Here is a 15,510-nt window from a genome sequence, read left to right on the forward strand (position 1 = left end):
AGTGGGCGGCCCGAGATCGCGCTGGCCGTTGCCGGCAGCACGCAGATCGCGCAGCCGGCGGGTGCTCCTTGGCGGCGGCAGAGGCCCGACCCTGCCGGAGGACGGCAGGGCCGGGCGGGTTCCGGCTGGCTGTGAGCTGGGCGGCGGAGCCGGGACGGGGCCTTCTTAGCGGTGCGCCGGTGCCGGGTAGGCCAGCACGGCCGTGTATGGGTCGAGATGCGGCGGCCGGCTGCCCGGGGGCGCCTCTTCTACCGTGGCGGGCGCCATCAGTGCCTGCGCGACGGCACGGGGTTCCGGGACCAGCTCAGCCGGCAGCAGCCGCCGGACCGCCCCGAACCCGGTGACTGACCATCCCCGGTCGCTGAACCAGATCATCAGCACGGAGTCCGTCGCGAAGGTGCGGAGCGTGGCTTCGCCTCCGACGGCGAAGTGCGCTCCCAAGACGCCTTGCTCGTCGAAGTCGAGCTCGTAGCCATCGGGGGCGTCTGTCCCGATGACGGCGAAGCCGGCATCAGCCAGGGCGGCGACGACGTGCTGCACGTAGGCGTCCTGTGGCCCCTCGGCGCACCTGGCCGGGGAGGTCGGCTGGGCGGGCGCGTGAGCGGCGGCCCACTCCAGGATCTGGCTGCGGGACACCCCCGGGCCGGTCCGCGCCTGGAGTCGGCGAAGGAATGCCGCGGCGAACAGCTCCGTGGGAAGCGGGCGCAGGCCCGTGCCCCGGCATCCGCCGCAGACGCACACATGGCCGCCGTCCGGCCGGTAGGCAGGAACATGTGCGTCGTGCTGCGGATCCAGCGCGGTCAGCCAGCCGTTGCCGTGGCACGCTCCGCAGGAGGCGCGGCTGGTCGGCGCGGCGCCGCCGAGTGCGTGTGCGAGGACTGCGCGGGCCAGGTCCTCGCGGCCGTGGGGTGTCTCGCAGGTGAAGTACCCGGTGGTGGTCGGTGTGCTCCAGGGGCGAGGGAACGGGACGTCCTCGATGTGCAGTCCGTCGACGGTGTGGACGGTCACCTGCCGGAGCGACGGGGACTTCGGTGCCTTTCGCGCCTGGTAGGTCACGTCGTCCTGCCGCGGGCGTGATCCGTACGGACGCCGGAGCAGGTGACGGAGCGGGCCCGTGAGCGCGGCGACCACGGCGCAGAGGTAGTCGGGGGCGCTCCCCGTCTTCAGCGCGTCACGGAGGTGGTCAAGCGGGAAGTACCGGAGCGCCGGGGGGATGTCCGGCAGGACCTCCTCCGGGGCGGGGACGCCGGTCAGGCGGTAGAGGTCCTCACACAGTGAGATCGCGTCACCCATGGTGGGCCAGTCGGCGTGGTCTGCGGCGGCCAGATGTCCGCGGAGGCAGTCGCGCCAGGAGACCGCGATGTCGTGTGCGTCGGCGAGCGCCCGGAGTGTCTTGCGCACCTGGTCCGGGTGAAGTTGACGGCTGCGGGCGGCTTCTAGCGCCTGCCCGTACGGGAGACGGGTTCCGGGAGCGTGCTGGATCTGTCGGGCCCGCTGCTGGGCGGTGGTGCGGTTCTTCGGCATGGCTTGTTCCTCGGCCTCAGCGCGCTGGGCGCCCACATCGTGCTGCGGCTGGGAGTGCGAAGGATGGCCGGCACCAGGACGCAGCACGGGGTCCGGAAACCCTTGCCGTCAGCGAAGCCGCGCGGATGTGGACGAGCGGCGGACGACCGTGGCGGTACGTGCCTAGCCAGGCTGCCCATCGTAGAAGCCTCGCGTCCTGCGTGAGACCCACTACGCCGTATTCACCTCCGTGCGCCCCGCCGATCCACCGCCACATCCGCCCGCCCAGCACGACACCGAGGGACTCCGTCCCGGTCCGGGGCGTGGAGAGGCGGAACTGGGCTGCGGGGCGCCGGCGTCGCTACGCGGCGAGCGCGGCGGGCTCTCCCAGGTGGGCGGCCGCCGTCCGCCACGCCGCGGTCACGGCGGCCCGGGCCCGCGCCGTCCGTACGGCACGCTCGCCGGTCAGCTCCAGGGGCGCACCCACATGGACGTGCAGATGCGGGCGGCGCACGGGTGCGGTGATGAGTCCCGCGAGTTGCTTCACGGTGCTGCCCGAGGTGATCCGGCGGGCGCCAGCCTGTCCGACGGGCACCACGGGGGCGCCGGTGCGCTCGGCGAGCCGGGCCAGGCCGCTGCGGAAGTTCCCGGGGGCGGTCTCCGCGGCGTCCCGGCGCCGTGGGAGCCCACCCTCGGCGTAGATGAGGATCATCCGTCCCTGCGCCAGGGCCTCGGCCGCCGCATCCAGCGCGTCCGCGGCGCGGCGGTCTCCACGGATGACGGGGATGTGCCCTTCCCTAGCCAGGGCGCGGCCGAGCAGCGGGACGCGCCAGAGCCCGGCGGCCGCCATGATGACCGGCTCGGCGCCGCCGAGGCGGCGGACGGCGGCGATCACGATGGCGGGGTCCGCGAGGGAGGAGTGGTTCGCGGCGATGATGCTGCCCGGCCTGAGTTCCGCGTTGGCGTCGGTGGTAACCGAGAGGCGGCCCACGGCGGGCACCAAGATGTCGGCGATGCGGCTGAGCATGAGCGGTCTCCCGGTTCGACGATGTTGATCTTCATCGTCGGCGGTCAGGGCTGACCGGTCCTGAGTCGGCGTACTCATCTTCTGGCCGCAGGCCTACCCGGCACGGTGGTGCGCGGGTTCGTGGAGCAAGACGATGGCGGCTTCCTCGGCGCCTGCTGGTTCCTACTGGCTAGGGCTATGGAGTGTGGGTGAACTCCGCCCACTCGGGGAGCTGCGTCGGCGCGTGGAGGGCGGCGTCGATCAGGAGCGGGTTCCCGAACGAGACGCGCACCGCCCGGAGGGCCATCTTGTACCGACCCGCGATGACATCCCCCACCCATGAGGCAAGGCCGGGTTCAGTGACGCCCTCGTCCACCGGAACGTGGTCCGTGCCGCCCTCTTCGGGCAGAGGTTCCAGCACCACGCACACCCGGACCTGGGCACCGTAGTTCCCTGTCGGCGCGGCCGCCGTAATCCAGGCGTCCGAGACCCGCAGCGGAGCGCCGAGCATCTGCCCGTGCGGAGCGAAGCACCCCAGCTCGTTGCCTTGGACGTGCAGCGCCACCGGCAACGGCAGGTTCGCGATGTCGTCCTCGATGTCGGCCGCGAAGATCAGGACCGCGTTATCGGTGTCCGCGCCGGAACGTTCCGCTGGCACGACAGCAGTCGTGAAGTGCATCCCCATGCGGTGGACCCTATCGACAGCCGCTGACAGGCGAAGGTCCCTGCTGCCTCTTCCCGGCCCCCGTTAGGAGTTCACATTTCGTGGGGAAGCATCAGGGTCATGACGGGCTCGCCCGTATCACCGGGCTCGGTGATGGCGAGGAGTCGATCGGCGCCGGTGGATGCCTGGGTAGCGGGCAGGTCCTCAGCAGGCACCACGAAACACACTTCGCTCTCGGGAGCCCTCGCCACGGCCCTCGCGACCGCCGACAGCACCGTGTGCAGTCGCTCGTCCTCACCGCCGTCGGGGCCGGCCACGAACTCCCCTTGAGCGCCGGCAGTGATGAGTAGCCGAACCTCGAAGCCGGCGTCGGTGGCTATCTTGGGCGCGATTTCGATGAGGTCGCCGCTCTGGATGAACTCTGCCCTCGTGTAGGAAGCGACCACCGGTCCGTACTGGTCATCCATGTCCCACGTCCCTGGTCTCGGCTGCGTCATGTCCTTTGAGCTTGCCGTCTTCGGGCTCGTGATCGCTGTCCCTCGAATGGGTGGTCGGTGTTTCCGATGCCCTGATGTCCGGCAGCGGCACGGCTAGGGTCTGCGGCACAAACGGCCCACCGCAGGAGGCTCGATCGGGCAGGATGCCGCTCGATGACAGCGCTGATGGAGAACCTGCGCGGCACGACCTTCGTGGTGATCGACTTCGAGGCGCTCACCCCTGCGGGCCGGCCAGCGGAGCCGACCGAGGTCGCAGCCCTGGCTCTGGTCGTCCGAGACGGACATCTTGTCGAGGACGGCCGCTTCGAGTCCTTGATCCAACCGCCTTCTGATGTGCCGATCACTCCCCGGGATCTGGCCCACGGGATGAGCGAAGCCGCCCTGCGGCGGGCCCCCGGACCGGCCGCGGTGCTCGCCGGGCTCGACCAGAATCTGACCGCACCGCCCTACCGGCTTGTGGCCCAGCATGCTTCGACCGAGGCCGGACTGATCGCCCGCCAGCGCCGGCACTGCCCCGTGCTCAGTTCCACCCCGTTCCTGGACACCCTCAAGATGGCCAAGCAGGTCCTCCGCGGCATGTCGTCGTACGGGCTGGACGCACTGCTGCGCTACTACGGCATCGCGCAACCGGTCGGCCGCCACCGGGCGATGCCCGATGTAGAGGTCACCGCCGACGTGTTCCGACGGCTGCTCTGCGAGGGCGCGCTCGCCGGTCACTGGTCCACGTTGCCCGACCTCGATGCCGCTGCCGGGCTCCGGCCGAAGCGGGAGACCTTCATCGACGTTTCGGTGCAGGACGGCCTCTTCGACGTCCGGAACACGTAGCCGTTGCTTCCTCACCGCCGTCTTCTTGCCCGCTGGCCAGGCGGGGCGGCGCGCAGTGCGCTCGTGTCGGCGCGCGGTGCGGCGACCGGCGGCGCAGCCTGGTGGCGTGGAGTTCCCTGTGGCGGTGGCCCTCGCCCAGGCCGTGCCGGAGCTGCCGGCTGGCCGGGGTTGGTGGTTTGAGCCGAAGCTGGATGGTCACAGAACGATCTTGTGGTGCGAGTCGGGCCGGGTACGGCTGCAGTCCCGTTCCGGGCGGGACGTGACCAGCTCCTGGACAGACCTGGCGCGCGCCGCTCGCCAGCTTCCGGCCGGGACGGTCCTGGACGGCGAAGCGGTCGTCTACATAGCGGGGCAGGTTGACTTCAGCGCGGCGCAGGCCCGCGCTGCCTCGTCCCCCGCCCGCGCCGCACAGCTGGCGGCGCGACGGCCGGCGTCGTTCGCCGCGTGGGACATCTTGGCGCACGCCGAGCTGGGGGATGTCCGGTCCCGGCCGTACGTCGAGCGCCGGGCGCTCCTGCTCGATGTCCTGGAGGATGTGGGTCCCCCGCTGCAGGTGGTGCCGGCCACGGACGACCGCGACACCGCTCTGGTCTGGTACGAGGCGCTTCGCGCCCAGGGTGTGGAGGGCCTGGTCGCCAAGCAGGCCACCTCGACGTACCGGGCGGCGAGGATCTGGCGGAAGGTACGCCATGCCGACACTCTCGACGTGGACGTCGTGGGCTTCACTGGTCCGCGGTCGCGGCCGCGGGCCCTGGCGGTGCGGCTGCCGGACGGGCGGACAGTCCTGTCCCAGACGGTGAGTGTGCCGGTCTGGCGCGAGGTCGTGGCGCGGCTGGCCGATGTGGGTCCCGGGAGGCCCGCGCGCACCGCGTCCGGGGCGACGTACGAGGCGGTGGAAACGGGGCTCGTCGCCGAGGTCCTGGCGGGGACCACGCGGCATGGGGTGGTGACGGTGACCCGGCTGCGGTGACGTCTCGCCCTCGCATCTCGTGGTGCGCGCCCGCTGGGATCCGGGGCGCGCGGGGCATCACGCTGCGAAGTTCTCCAGCCAGGCGATCCAGGCGCCGTCGGGCGCCCGGCCCAGGTGGAGGGCTGGTGTGTGGCCGGCCGCGTGGGCGCAGATCCGGCCGTAGGTCCCGTGGTGTGCGGGGCAGAGCCGAGCCGCTTCCTCGGCAGTGAGGGCCGTACGGTCCTCCGGGAGGCGCTGCCCCGCGGCGGTGGCGCGGGCCTGCGCGCCGCGTCGACGCTCGACCTCGTCCAGGTGCGAGGCGGTCAGGCGTAGCCAGCGCAGGTCGGAGTCGTCGTGGTCGCCGCCGGGGGTGTAGACGCACTGCTGGGATCCGTGCTCGTCGAGCTCGTCGATGAGGACCATGCCGAGCGACTCCAGCAGACGGCGCGAGCGGGCGTTGGCCGCCTGAGTGACAGCGACGACGGGACCGCCGTCGGGCACCGCTGCTGTCCACCAGCCGACGATGGCGCCAACCGCCTCCCGTCCCAGGCCGCCGCCCCAGGCGGAGGGGAGCAGCTGGTAGGAGACCTCTGCCCGGCCTTCGCACCGCGGGTCGGCCCCGATGCCCGCCAGTCCGACCGTCCGGCCGTCGGCGACTCGGACGATGGCCCAGACACCGGGTGTCTGCGGGTACGCGGCCTGCCGGGCGGCGACACGCTCGGGTAAGGCGGGGCCGCCCAGGTAGGTACGCACCCTCTCGTCGGTCAGCAGCTCGCGGACGACGTCGGCGTCCTCGGGGGTGACCGGTCGAAGGAGCAGCCGTTCGGTGCGCAGCTCAGTGGGCCAGATGCTGTCCAGGGCGATGCCGGCGGGCTTCATTCGCTCAGCGTCGCAGACGCGGCCGCCGCCCCTGTGGCTCCGTCGCCCCGTGCGCGGCCGGAATTGGGACGTCAGCTCCGGCCGCTCGGGTGGCGGGGCCGAGCATGGTCACGCCGTGCGCTGCGTTCACGCTGAAGAGCGAGGCGGAGGTGGTGCAGGGTGACGACGGGCAGCAGGCCGCCCAGCCGCGCCGCGGCCCGCAGGTGCTCCACAGCCGCCTCCAAATGGGTGGCGGCCTCGGCCCGGTTGACGAGGTCTTCCGGAAGGTGACCGGCCACATAGGCGAGTTGGTCGGCGAGCTCGGTGATTCCTGGGTCGTCGGGCACAGCACTGCCCCACTTCGCCGTGGCCTCCGCCAGTTCCTCGACTGCTCGGGAACGGGCGGACGAGCAGCGGGCGGTCAACGTGGTCATCGAGCCATCGTCTCCCGGCCCGCCCCATGACGTGGGAAGTTGAGCGAATTCGCTGCGAGGCCGGCCGCAGCTGGTGCTGTGGAGTACGGCAAGGTCCTGCCCTGCGTAGCCGCCCGGTGCCGTCGGCTCCTCGCTCCGAGTGGCCCCGGACGCCGGTAGCGTGGCGGCGGCACGGACCGTACGGAGCAGGGCGGGGCGGAGAATGAGTCGAGGGCGGAGCCGTCTGGCGTCGCTGGATCGAACCGAATTGCAGCGCCTGGGTGTTGATCTGCCCGCGGTCGTGGAAGCCACGACGTCGCTCGTGCGGTCCGGGACGGGCAAGTGGCACGTGCCGGTGCCGGACGGCAAGAGGTGGGGGCACTGCCAGCACGCGGTCCGGCTTTCCGGTGGAACCGCCGAGCAGGTGGTGGTCCTGGAGGCCCTGGGAGAGCTGTGCTCCGGCTGCGTCAGCGCCATGGAACTGCCGGACGGCGCCGAGGTGCTGTGGCGGGTGCTCGAGGAGATCCTGCGGGCCGATGACCGTGCGGAGAGGCTGGCCGCCGCGGCGGGTCCACACACCTGGCCGTCGTACGCCAAGGAGTTGGAGCGGGCAGCCCGGCACGACGACGACACGGTGCGCGGTCTCCTCAAGCCGGTCCTCGATCAGCCTGAGCTCGGGGCCCAGGGGTGGCGGGCGCTGCGGGTGTGGACGGCCGTGGTGCAGCGCTCAGATCAGGCGCTGGCGGCGTACCGGGCGGCCGCACCGTCCGCGACGGCCACCATCTCAGTGACCGCGGCCTGTGACGCGGTCGCGGCCGACCGCAAGGTGCACGAGGAGTCCCGCGCTCTGGGCGCCGTGCTCGGCGTCGGCTACGGATACGGGTACGGGCGGCCGTCGCTGGAACTTTGGACGATGGTCCGCGCGGCCTGGTCGATGGCGCGCGAGCAGGGACAGGACGCGGGCGGCGCCCTCGACTACGCCTCTGCCGTGGTGACCCGGGAGTGGGGCAAAGCCCGGGTGCGCGACGTGTCCGCGCTGCCGCTGCCGGCGATGACCTACTCAGCGGGGCACGCTTCGCCGGCCGCCTGGGCCGAGGCGGAGTTTCACCACCAGTGGCACTTCTTCGTGCAGCGCTGGTGCGCCCGCTTGGAGGCCGAGCTCGCCGGGGCGTCGCAGGGCTCGGACAAGCAGCAGTTGCTGCTGGTATGCGGGTGGCCGCTGACCGGCCCGCACGACCGCGATCTTGCCTTTCTGGCCCAGTACGAGCAGATCGGGCCGCGGGTGCCCTGGGGCGGCGCGGACCAGCGTTACAACCCGTACGGCGAGAGCCTGCCCGCGGACGCCGTCGTCCTGGCTGTGCCCGAGTTCGCCGCCGAGCGCGCGCTCGAGCACGCCACCGGTCAGCGGGGACGTCTGGTCTCCGGCGAGCCGCTCACCGAGGACAGCATCACGCCGGACGGGCCCGCTCCTGCGGTGCTGGGCGCGGCCCGTGCACTGCTGCGGACCGCCTTTCCCTTGCTGGCCGAGGACGTCGCCGAGGACGGACGTCGCCCCCGGCCGTCCGAGCGGGTGCGTGAAGCCCGTGCCTGGCTGCGCGGGCGGCGCGGATCCCAGCCGGCGGTGCACTGGGCGCCGCAGCGTCAGGAGGATTCCCGCTACCGGTGGAAGGAGTCGTTCGAGATGGGCCAGTGGATCTGGGTCCCGGACGACACCGCCGGCGGCCCGGCCGGCCAGGAGCTGCGGGAACTGACCGAGCCGTACCCGCCGCACGGTGTCATGCGGCTCATCGTCGAAACCGGCGTCCGCAGCGAGGCGGCGTTGCACGTCGTGTACGGGATCGTCGGCGGCTGGGATCTGCGGCGCCGCGTGCTGACCTTCACGGGGCGCGACACCGAGCACCGGCTGAGTGTGCCCGTGCACCGGATCGTGGGCCTCACCGGCGACCGGGACCGACGCTCGCACGACGGTCCGCTGTGGGAGGAGTACACCCCACCGGCCGCTCACCAGTACCGCTACTGGTGAGCGGTGATCTGCTGATCTGACCGGTGGGTGCCGTCAGCAGCCGTACTGATTCAGGATCTTGCGGGCGGCAGCGTCGGCGGGTGTCAGGTGCTTGAGGCCGCCGTCGACGGCGTGGTTCAGGCGCAGGACGGGCAGGCCCTCGGCGATGGGGTCGATGACCATCCGGCCGGGGTGATCATCCGCGAAGGTGGTCTGGGCGCGGCTGAGGTTGTACGGCGTGGTGTGCAGGCAGTGTCCTGGGCCGCCGAGTTCGCGCTCGTAGCGGTCGTACGCCCGAGGGAACAGCGATCGTGCCCAGTCGGGCGCCGAGCTCATGACGGCCAGCAGGACGATGCTGGCGAGGATGCTTTGCCACAGGTACAGGCCGAACCGGGCGAGCAGCCGGTGGACGATCGCGTAGAGCGCGATCGAGAGCAGGGCGGCGCCGGCAAAGACCGCGGCCAGGGCGAGGTGCTGGTGGCGGTGCCACAGCTTGGAGTACAGGGCCAGGTAGAAGCCGGTGAAGACGAGGACGAACGCGGCGCCGGCCGCGAGGAACGCGGCGGGCGGGCGGTAGTCGGGCCGTCCGTCCCAGGTGCGGGGCGGGTCGAGCCGGCGTAGGAACGCAGGTATCTGGCTGCGCTCCCGGCGCGGCCCGGCGGCGTCCGCGGGGTGGTTCAACGTGCTGGTCCTGTCGATCGTTGGGTGCGTGGCCGCCGGCCGGGCGGCCTCGCTCATGGCGTTCAGCTGGCTCGTGAGTCTGCCGTACCGGCTCGGCCCGGCGGGATGAGCATCGCCGCGCGGTCGCGGCGGGAAAGGCGGCGGTGCCAGCGGATGGTGGGCGGGAGGGCGTCGGCGCAGGCCCGTTCGAGGGCGGTGAGGAAGTCCTCGGGGTGCTGGGTGGGCAGCCGGTGGCTGCCGCCGGGGATGACGTGGAGGCGGGAGGTGGGGATCTGGGCGGCAAGTCGCAGGGCATGGATGGGCGGGATGGTCTGGTCGTTCTCACCGACGAGGATGTGCACCGGGATGCGGGCGAGGGCGTCGAGCTGCTCGGCGACGTCGTGTCGCATGAGGGCCTTGAACCAGCGGGCGGCGTGGTCGATCGGGGGTTGGGGGTAGGGGCGGGGCCGGACGAGTTCGCGGATGCGGTGTGCCGGCACCGGGGCGTGGATGCAGACGGCGGCCATGGCGTGGCGGGTCATCCCGATCACACGTTTCAGCGGCGGGTTGGGGGCGGTGGCGAGGTCGAGGCCGCCGGCGGTGGTCGCGGCGAGGAGGGCGGCGGTGACTTTGTCGCCGACGAGGTGCGGGTGCTGGGCGGCGAGCGCGAGGACGGCCATGCCGCCCATGGAGTGCCCGGCCAGCAGGACGGGCAGCGGTCCAGGGGCGGTGGCGGCGATGACGGCCTTGAGATCGTCGGCGAGGAGCGGGATGGACGGGAGGGCTCGGCCGCCGGTGGAGTTGCCGTGCCCGCGCTGGTCGTAGCGGACGATGCGGGTGCGTGGGCGCGGGAGGTGGCGCACGTGCTCGTTGAAGACGGAGGCCGCCGCCTGCCATCCGTGGACCAGGACGAGCGCGAGGTCGGGGTCACTGGGCCCGTCGACGTAGAGGGCGAGACGTGCACCGTCCGGTCGTTGGAGCTCGGCGGTGGGGGTGGGCAGCTTTGCCATGGTCAACTCCGTTCGGGCAGCGGGAGGGTGATGTCGATGACGCCGCCGCTGGCGGCGGGGATGGTGAGGTTGCGGCGGTGCAGGATGCGCAGGGCGCGACGGTTGGAGGCGCCGAACATCGCGGTGACGGTGCGGCAGTCGGGGTTGGCGGCGGCCGCGGCGAGCGCGTGGTCGGTGAGCCAGGTCCCCAGGCCCCGGCCTTGCCAGGCATCGCCGATCAGGACGGCGAGTTCGTAGACGCCGGCGGTGCGGGTCTTGAGCAGGTGGGTGACGGCGGCCGCGGTCTCGGGGGCCTCGGGGCGGTCGTGCAGGGTGGTGAGCCAGCTGTCGCCCGCGGCGGGGTGGACGAGCCGGGCGAACTCCGCTTCCTTCAATTCCCGGCGTGGCGAGGCGTATCGGGCGTACCGGCTGTCGAGGGAGCAGGCGTGGTGCAGGGCGTTCACCAGGTCGAGGTCGCCCAGGTGGGCGCGGCGGGTGGTGAACGGTGAGCCGGGTTTCGTGGTGGGTTCGCTGGGGGCTGGCGTGATGGTGCTCGGCGTGGACAATCCGCTGCTCCTTCGTCTCGTCGGGGGCGCGCCGGGACGGAGGCGGGCCGAAGCAGGGAAAGGGTGCGGTGCGGGTCCTGTGGACAGAGCCCGTCCGCCGCTACTGGCGGGTTACCTACCTCTGGCCGGAGTTGGGCTTTCCGCGCTGTTTGCGCGCTATGGCGCGGCGGGTCGCCCGGCTCGGCTTCGGGGGTTGCTCGTCCCAGGTGTCGTCGGGCACGACGGTCTCCGTGGAGGTCAGGACGGTCTCCCAGCGGATGCCGCGGGTGCCGGGGCGTTCACCCCGCGGGGTGCTGCTCGGTCCGGTCATGTCTGGCTCCTCGTCCTGGTCGCAGGTCGCGAGTGGCTCGGGCGGGCTCGGCGCTCGGCGCGGCGGAGGTATTCGGCGGACTTGCAGGGCCGGCAGGGTTTCTGACCGGCCCGCAGGTGACGGCGGTAGGCGGCGGTGGTTCCACAGGGCTTGAGCGCGATCTTGTGTCCGCGGCCGCGCCAGCCGGCGGGCGGGTGGCCGGCGGCGGCGCGCTCGGCGCTGGTCTCGCCGCCCCAAGTGCCCCACTCCCGGTTGTTGCGGGCCTGCGTACGGCAGTGAGCGGCGAGCGGACAGCCGGCGCACAGCTTCCGGGCCGCGGCGGCCTGGGCGTCGTCGTGGAAGATCTCCGGGTCGGCGCTGGCGCAGGGTGTGGCCGCCTCGGGGTGGGCGAGGGCGGGGCTGCTCATGCGGTTGCTCCGGCGGCGAGGGCGCCGGCCAGCAGGCGCAGCAGTGCATCGCGCTGCGCGTAGAGCACGTCGAGTTCGGGGTCGGTGATGGTCGAAGCGGTCTTGCGGGCGGGCCGGCTCCAGGTGGGCGGGGGTGCCGGTAGCGGGTGCTCGGCGTGGGTGGAGGTCATGGGCGGGGCTGCTCTCGTTCGTACGCGTCGGGCCGATAGCGGGGGCGGGGGCGGGGTGGTCAGGGAGGTCCGGCGCGGGTGTGGCTCCGGCCGTCCAGGAGCGCGCGGCGGGTGAGCTTGTATCCGGAGGAGGCGTTCTCCCGGGTGATGACCGGCGCCTCGTTGGTGCGCAGTGCCGGGGTGGGGACGCCGACCTGGGCGAGCGCCTGCTGGTAGCCGTCGCACCCGTCCTGCCGTGTCCGGGCCGGCGCCTGGTCGGCGGCGGGTGCGGCGGGCGGGCTCTTGAGCAGGGCTCGGACCTGCTGGTAGCCGTCGCTTCCGTCTTCTCGGGTGCGGACCCGGCCCCTGGGCGTTCCGGCGGGGGCGGGCGCGAGCGCGGCCCGCGCGCGGTGGTAACCGGGCGAGGCGTTCTCGCGGGTGCGGATCTCTCCGCGCGGCGTGGGGGCGGCCGGTTCGAGTGCCGGGGCGGGGGAGGTCATGGAGGTGCGACCGCCGACCGGGAGGACCCGGATCTGCCGTACGGCTTCGGTGCCGACCGCGGTGTTGGCCTGCCGGATGAGCTGCGCGCTGATCAGGCGGGCCTGGGTGGCCCAGGCGCTGGTGGCGGGGACGAGGTCGAGCCGGCCGGTGCGCGGGTCGAAGGCCGCCGGCCGCAGGTTGTCGGCGATCTCCGGAGTGACGATCGTGGGCCACTGGTCCATCACGGACCCGCCGGCCGCGGGGGTCTCCCAGCCGCGCTCGGTGACGAGCTGGGCCAGGGCGCCGCCGAGGCCCAGGGGGTCGCGGCCGTTGCGGCGGGCGACCGGGCGCCGCTTGGGGGCCCGCTTCGCCGAGGTGGTGGCGCCGCGTTCCTTGGCGGCCTTCTTCGCGGCGGCCAGGGCGACGCGCGCCAGGTCCACGCCGGTGGGCTCGTCGGTGCTCATGCGGGCCTCCAGCTGTGCACGACGGTGCGGCCGAGGCGGGCAAGGCGCTGGACCTGGTCGACCAGGGCCGAGCTGTACAGGCGGCGGGTGTAGGTCTCGCCGCAGGCGGTCAGGGTGGCGCGGACGAGGGCGGGGTCCTTGAGTGCGGCGGCGCGCAGTTCGATGACCTCGTCGCGGGTGAGCTGTTCGAGGGCGACCAGGCCGTCGTCGCCGACGGCGAGTTCGCGCTCGTCGGCCGCCGGGGTGGCAGGCTGCTGCAGCTGGGCGAAGGCCGCGTCGACCTCGCGGGCCACGGCGCGGCTGGCGGGCCTGCGGCAGTCGTCCTGCCACCACTCGGCGTGCCGGTCGTGTTCGGCGGGGCGTGAGTCGCGCCAGTGGTCGACGATCGCGGTGCGCTTGGCGGGGGTGTCGTACAGCAGGTGCGCGCCCTTGAGGCGGCTGGCGAGGAAGCCGGAGGGGCGGTGGACACGGCGGGCGGGGGCTGCGAGTCCGACGACGGCGATGACCTCGGCCGTGCTCCATCCGGCGTCGGCGACGTGCCGCACGATCCAGGCGATCCGTGGGACGGCGGCGCGGTGGAGCCAGCCGACCTGCTGGATGAGCTCGGCGGCGAGCTGGTAGCGGCGGCCGGTGGTGTTGAGCTTCCGGCGGGTGGGCTTCTTGGGGGCGGGGGACTTGTGCTGCCCGCTGGCGAGCTTGCTCTCAGAGGGAGAGTTGAGATCACCCGCAGTAGAAGAACTAGAAGTACTACCCACCATTGGGGTGCAAGACGGGGTTCCCGAAGTCGCCTTCAGCGTGCGGCGGTTAGCCCCCTTTGTCCGCTTCTTGCGGCGCGACGGGCGGGCGGCGGCGTGGAGCTCCTTGAGCAGCGGGATCTTGTCCTGGGCGAAGCCGCGCACGGAGCGGATGAGGGTGTCCGAGGGGCCGGTGCGCAGCCCTGCGGCGTCGTCGAAAGCCTGCGGGATGGTGCGCTCGAACTCGCTGGCCCGTCCGCCGCAGCCGGCTACGCGGGTGCCCCTGGCGCGGTAGGTGAGCAGGCCGCTCTCCCGCAGCATGGCGAGGTGGTATTTGACGGTGCGCTCGGAGAGCTTCAGCCACTGGACCAGGTTGCCGACGCTGGGGCGGCACTCGGTGAGGTGGGCGATCGCCTTGGCCATGCGCCAGGTGGTGATGCCGAACTTCTTCGGCCCGTGGGAGCCGGAGGAGGCGAACGGGCTGTACTTGTAGAACCAGTACACGGCTTCGAGCCATGCCTCGCCGCTCGGCGCGATGCGGCCGCCGGTCGTGGACATCCACTGACCGGCGGAGGGCACGCGGTGGCCGGCGACGTCGTGCTCCGCGGCAGGCGGCAGGGGCGCCGGCCGGGGTGGTGCAACGGTCGTGGGCACAGGGGTTCCTGGGATTTCGGGTGCGCGAAGTAGGCCCGCGGCAGTTCGGGCCTGAAGGACAGGTGGGGCGCGCGGCGGCGCGCCGGGTTCAGCAGTCGAGTGAGAACGTCATCTGGACGGGATCGGCCGTCTCGTCCGGTTCAGTGGACCGGGCAGGTTCTGCGGGCTGTGCGGGGGCGGGCGTGCCGGGGGCAGCGGAGTTGCGGACCCGGATCCGGGCCGGGGTGCGGCACACGATGCGCGGGGCGGCCGGGTTCGCGGCCTCCTCCGCGACCAGGTTCTGCAGTCGCTTGACGTTTCGGGGGGACAGGCCGGTGGCGTGGCGGACCTTGAGGTACGACGCGCCGCGGGTGAGCATCTCGATGGCGATGAGCTCGGCGCGGGCGCGGTCGACGTTGTAGACCGGCCAGGGCCGCGCCGGCAGCACGGTGACCTTCTCGGTCGCCTCCGCCGTTGCTGCCACTTCTTCCTGCGGGTCGGCGTCCTCGGCCACTTAGGCACCGCCCTTGGCCGAGACGAGGTCCGCCTCGACGACGACCCGCTTGGTGTGGCCGGTGGCCGGCCAGCAGGTCACGAGGGTCAACTTCGCCTTGGTGGGGGTGGAGTCCGGGTGGCCGGGCACCTGGGCGATGACGTCCACGTCGGTCGGCGCGACGGTGTGTACACGGGTGACGGTGTAGACGTAGGTGATGCGGTGCGCGGTGGTCACCTGGATCTCAGCGCCGGTGGTGATGCGGTCGATGTCACGGAAGGCGGGGTCGGCGACGCCGGAACGGTGGCCGGCCAGCGCGAAGTTCCCGGTCTGGCCCGGCTGTTCGGTGTCCGGGAAGTGGCCGACACCCGCGCGCAGCTGCATCTCGCCGACCCCGTCGTAGACGGGCTGGGCCCAGTCCTTGCCGAGGGCGGGGATGCGCAGGACTTCGGCGATGCGGCCGCCGGGTCCCGTTCCGTTCGTGCCGCCCACCGCGTGGGCGCCCTGGGCGGCCGGGTTGGCGGCGCTCCAGTCGGACAGGGTGCGGCTCGCGGCGTCGCGGGAGGCCCCGGTGCTGTCCGCGACCTTCGCCTTCCCGTTGGCGGGTGCGGCGGAGGAGGTCAGCGGGTCCGGCGTCTGCACGGCGCTGGACTTCGCGGCGGCCGGGGTGCGGTCGCCGGAGTCGTGGCCGGTCTGCGTCCACAGCAGAGCGGCGACGCCCAGACCCGCGGCCGCCGCGGCCGCGGCGAGCACGAGACGGCGTCGGCCGAAACGGGCGGGGCCGGACTCGCGGGAGTTGATGGCGTCGTCGGACTCGGAGGTGCTGTTCGTGCGGGGCATGAGTGTTTCCTGCGAGTGAGAGCGGCGCGGGCCGGGCGGTGGGGTGGTGCTCAGCTGGGGCTGGTCAC

The 15,510-nt window shown here is 72.8% G+C and carries 19 protein-coding genes; 3 read left to right on the top strand and 16 right to left on the bottom strand.

Going from position 1 to position 15,510, the window contains the following annotated elements:
- Window positions 1–165: 165 nt before the first annotated feature.
- From OG764_RS38235 to OG764_RS38250, 4 genes are all read right to left on the bottom strand, one after another.
- A complete protein-coding gene (locus OG764_RS38235) occupies window positions 166–1,524 on the bottom strand; it encodes a hypothetical protein (protein WP_328973408.1) in 1,359 nt (452 codons plus the stop codon).
- 340 nt (window positions 1,525–1,864) lie between these two features.
- The gene (locus tag OG764_RS38240) at window positions 1,865–2,530 is read right to left on the bottom strand and encodes a lysophospholipid acyltransferase family protein (RefSeq protein ID WP_328973409.1); all 666 of its coding nucleotides are present in this window, start codon (window positions 2,528–2,530) and stop codon (window positions 1,865–1,867) included.
- Between the two features lie 175 nt (window positions 2,531–2,705).
- Window positions 2,706–3,167, bottom strand: coding sequence for a hypothetical protein (locus OG764_RS38245; RefSeq protein WP_328973410.1), 462 nt, complete (start codon window positions 3,165–3,167; stop codon window positions 2,706–2,708).
- 98 nt (window positions 3,168–3,265) lie between these two features.
- Window positions 3,266–3,640, bottom strand: coding sequence for a DUF6573 family protein (locus OG764_RS38250; RefSeq protein ID WP_328973411.1), 375 nt, complete (start codon window positions 3,638–3,640; stop codon window positions 3,266–3,268).
- 195 nt (window positions 3,641–3,835) lie between these two features.
- Between OG764_RS38250 and OG764_RS38255 the strand changes: the two genes are divergently transcribed.
- Together OG764_RS38255 and OG764_RS38260 are read left to right on the top strand one after the other, a co-directional pair.
- A complete protein-coding gene (locus tag OG764_RS38255) occupies window positions 3,836–4,495 on the top strand; it encodes a 3'-5' exonuclease (RefSeq protein WP_328973412.1) in 660 nt (219 codons plus the stop codon).
- 142 nt (window positions 4,496–4,637) lie between these two features.
- Complete coding sequence (locus tag OG764_RS38260; RefSeq protein ID WP_328973637.1) at window positions 4,638–5,465, top strand: ATP-dependent DNA ligase; 828 nt, start codon at window positions 4,638–4,640, stop codon at window positions 5,463–5,465.
- Between the two features lie 57 nt (window positions 5,466–5,522).
- On the opposite strand, the gene OG764_RS38265 is transcribed toward OG764_RS38260, so the two are convergent.
- Both OG764_RS38265 and OG764_RS38270 read right to left on the bottom strand, forming a co-directional pair.
- Complete coding sequence (locus OG764_RS38265) at window positions 5,523–6,323, bottom strand: GNAT family N-acetyltransferase (protein WP_328973413.1); 801 nt, start codon at window positions 6,321–6,323, stop codon at window positions 5,523–5,525.
- Window positions 6,324–6,394: 71 nt separating this feature from the next.
- Window positions 6,395–6,736 (bottom strand): hypothetical protein, encoded by a 342-nt coding sequence (locus tag OG764_RS38270; RefSeq protein WP_328973414.1) that lies wholly within the window; start codon window positions 6,734–6,736, stop codon window positions 6,395–6,397.
- A 280-nt stretch (window positions 6,737–7,016) separates the two neighbouring features.
- On the opposite strand from OG764_RS38270, the gene OG764_RS38275 reads away from it, so the two are divergent.
- Complete coding sequence (locus OG764_RS38275; RefSeq protein WP_328973415.1) at window positions 7,017–8,738, top strand: hypothetical protein; 1,722 nt, start codon at window positions 7,017–7,019, stop codon at window positions 8,736–8,738.
- A gap of 33 nt (window positions 8,739–8,771) precedes the next feature.
- On the opposite strand, the gene OG764_RS38280 is transcribed toward OG764_RS38275, so the two are convergent.
- The 10 genes from OG764_RS38280 to OG764_RS38325 form a co-directional block, all read right to left on the bottom strand.
- Window positions 8,772–9,398: a hypothetical protein gene (locus OG764_RS38280; RefSeq protein WP_328973416.1), complete on the bottom strand. Its 627-nt coding sequence runs from the start codon at window positions 9,396–9,398 to the stop codon at window positions 8,772–8,774.
- A 62-nt stretch (window positions 9,399–9,460) separates the two neighbouring features.
- Window positions 9,461–10,387, bottom strand: a complete 927-nt coding sequence (locus tag OG764_RS38285) for an alpha/beta fold hydrolase (RefSeq protein ID WP_328973417.1) — start codon at window positions 10,385–10,387, stop codon at window positions 9,461–9,463.
- Between the two features lie 2 nt (window positions 10,388–10,389).
- Window positions 10,390–10,932 (bottom strand): GNAT family N-acetyltransferase, encoded by a 543-nt coding sequence (locus OG764_RS38290; protein WP_328973418.1) that lies wholly within the window; start codon window positions 10,930–10,932, stop codon window positions 10,390–10,392.
- Between the two features lie 115 nt (window positions 10,933–11,047).
- On the bottom strand, window positions 11,048–11,242 hold the full coding sequence (locus tag OG764_RS38295) for a hypothetical protein (RefSeq protein WP_328973419.1): 195 nt from the start codon (window positions 11,240–11,242) through the stop codon (window positions 11,048–11,050).
- Window positions 11,239–11,649 carry a WhiB family transcriptional regulator gene (locus OG764_RS38300; protein WP_328973420.1) on the bottom strand — a complete coding sequence of 137 codons (411 nt, stop codon included), beginning with the start codon at window positions 11,647–11,649 and terminating at the stop codon, window positions 11,239–11,241. Before OG764_RS38300 ends, OG764_RS38295 begins: the two co-directional genes overlap by 4 nt.
- Entirely contained in the window at window positions 11,646–11,819 is a 174-nt protein-coding gene (locus tag OG764_RS38305; RefSeq protein WP_328973421.1) for a hypothetical protein, read from the bottom strand. The genes OG764_RS38300 and OG764_RS38305 overlap by 4 nt, the downstream gene beginning before the upstream one ends.
- 59 nt (window positions 11,820–11,878) lie before the next feature.
- Complete coding sequence (locus tag OG764_RS38310) at window positions 11,879–12,742, bottom strand: DUF721 domain-containing protein (protein ID WP_328973422.1); 864 nt, start codon at window positions 12,740–12,742, stop codon at window positions 11,879–11,881.
- The gene (locus tag OG764_RS38315) at window positions 12,739–14,130 is read right to left on the bottom strand and encodes a helix-turn-helix domain-containing protein (protein WP_328973423.1); all 1,392 of its coding nucleotides are present in this window, start codon (window positions 14,128–14,130) and stop codon (window positions 12,739–12,741) included. The genes OG764_RS38310 and OG764_RS38315 overlap by 4 nt, the downstream gene beginning before the upstream one ends.
- Window positions 14,131–14,218: 88 nt before the next feature.
- On the bottom strand, window positions 14,219–14,623 hold the full coding sequence (locus OG764_RS38320) for a hypothetical protein (protein WP_328973424.1): 405 nt from the start codon (window positions 14,621–14,623) through the stop codon (window positions 14,219–14,221).
- Entirely contained in the window at window positions 14,624–15,442 is an 819-nt protein-coding gene (locus tag OG764_RS38325) for a sortase (protein WP_328973425.1), read from the bottom strand.
- Window positions 15,443–15,510 lie beyond the last annotated feature (68 nt).

This window comes from Streptomyces sp. NBC_00239, assembly GCF_036194065.1.
Classification (GTDB): domain Bacteria; phylum Actinomycetota; class Actinomycetes; order Streptomycetales; family Streptomycetaceae; genus Streptomyces.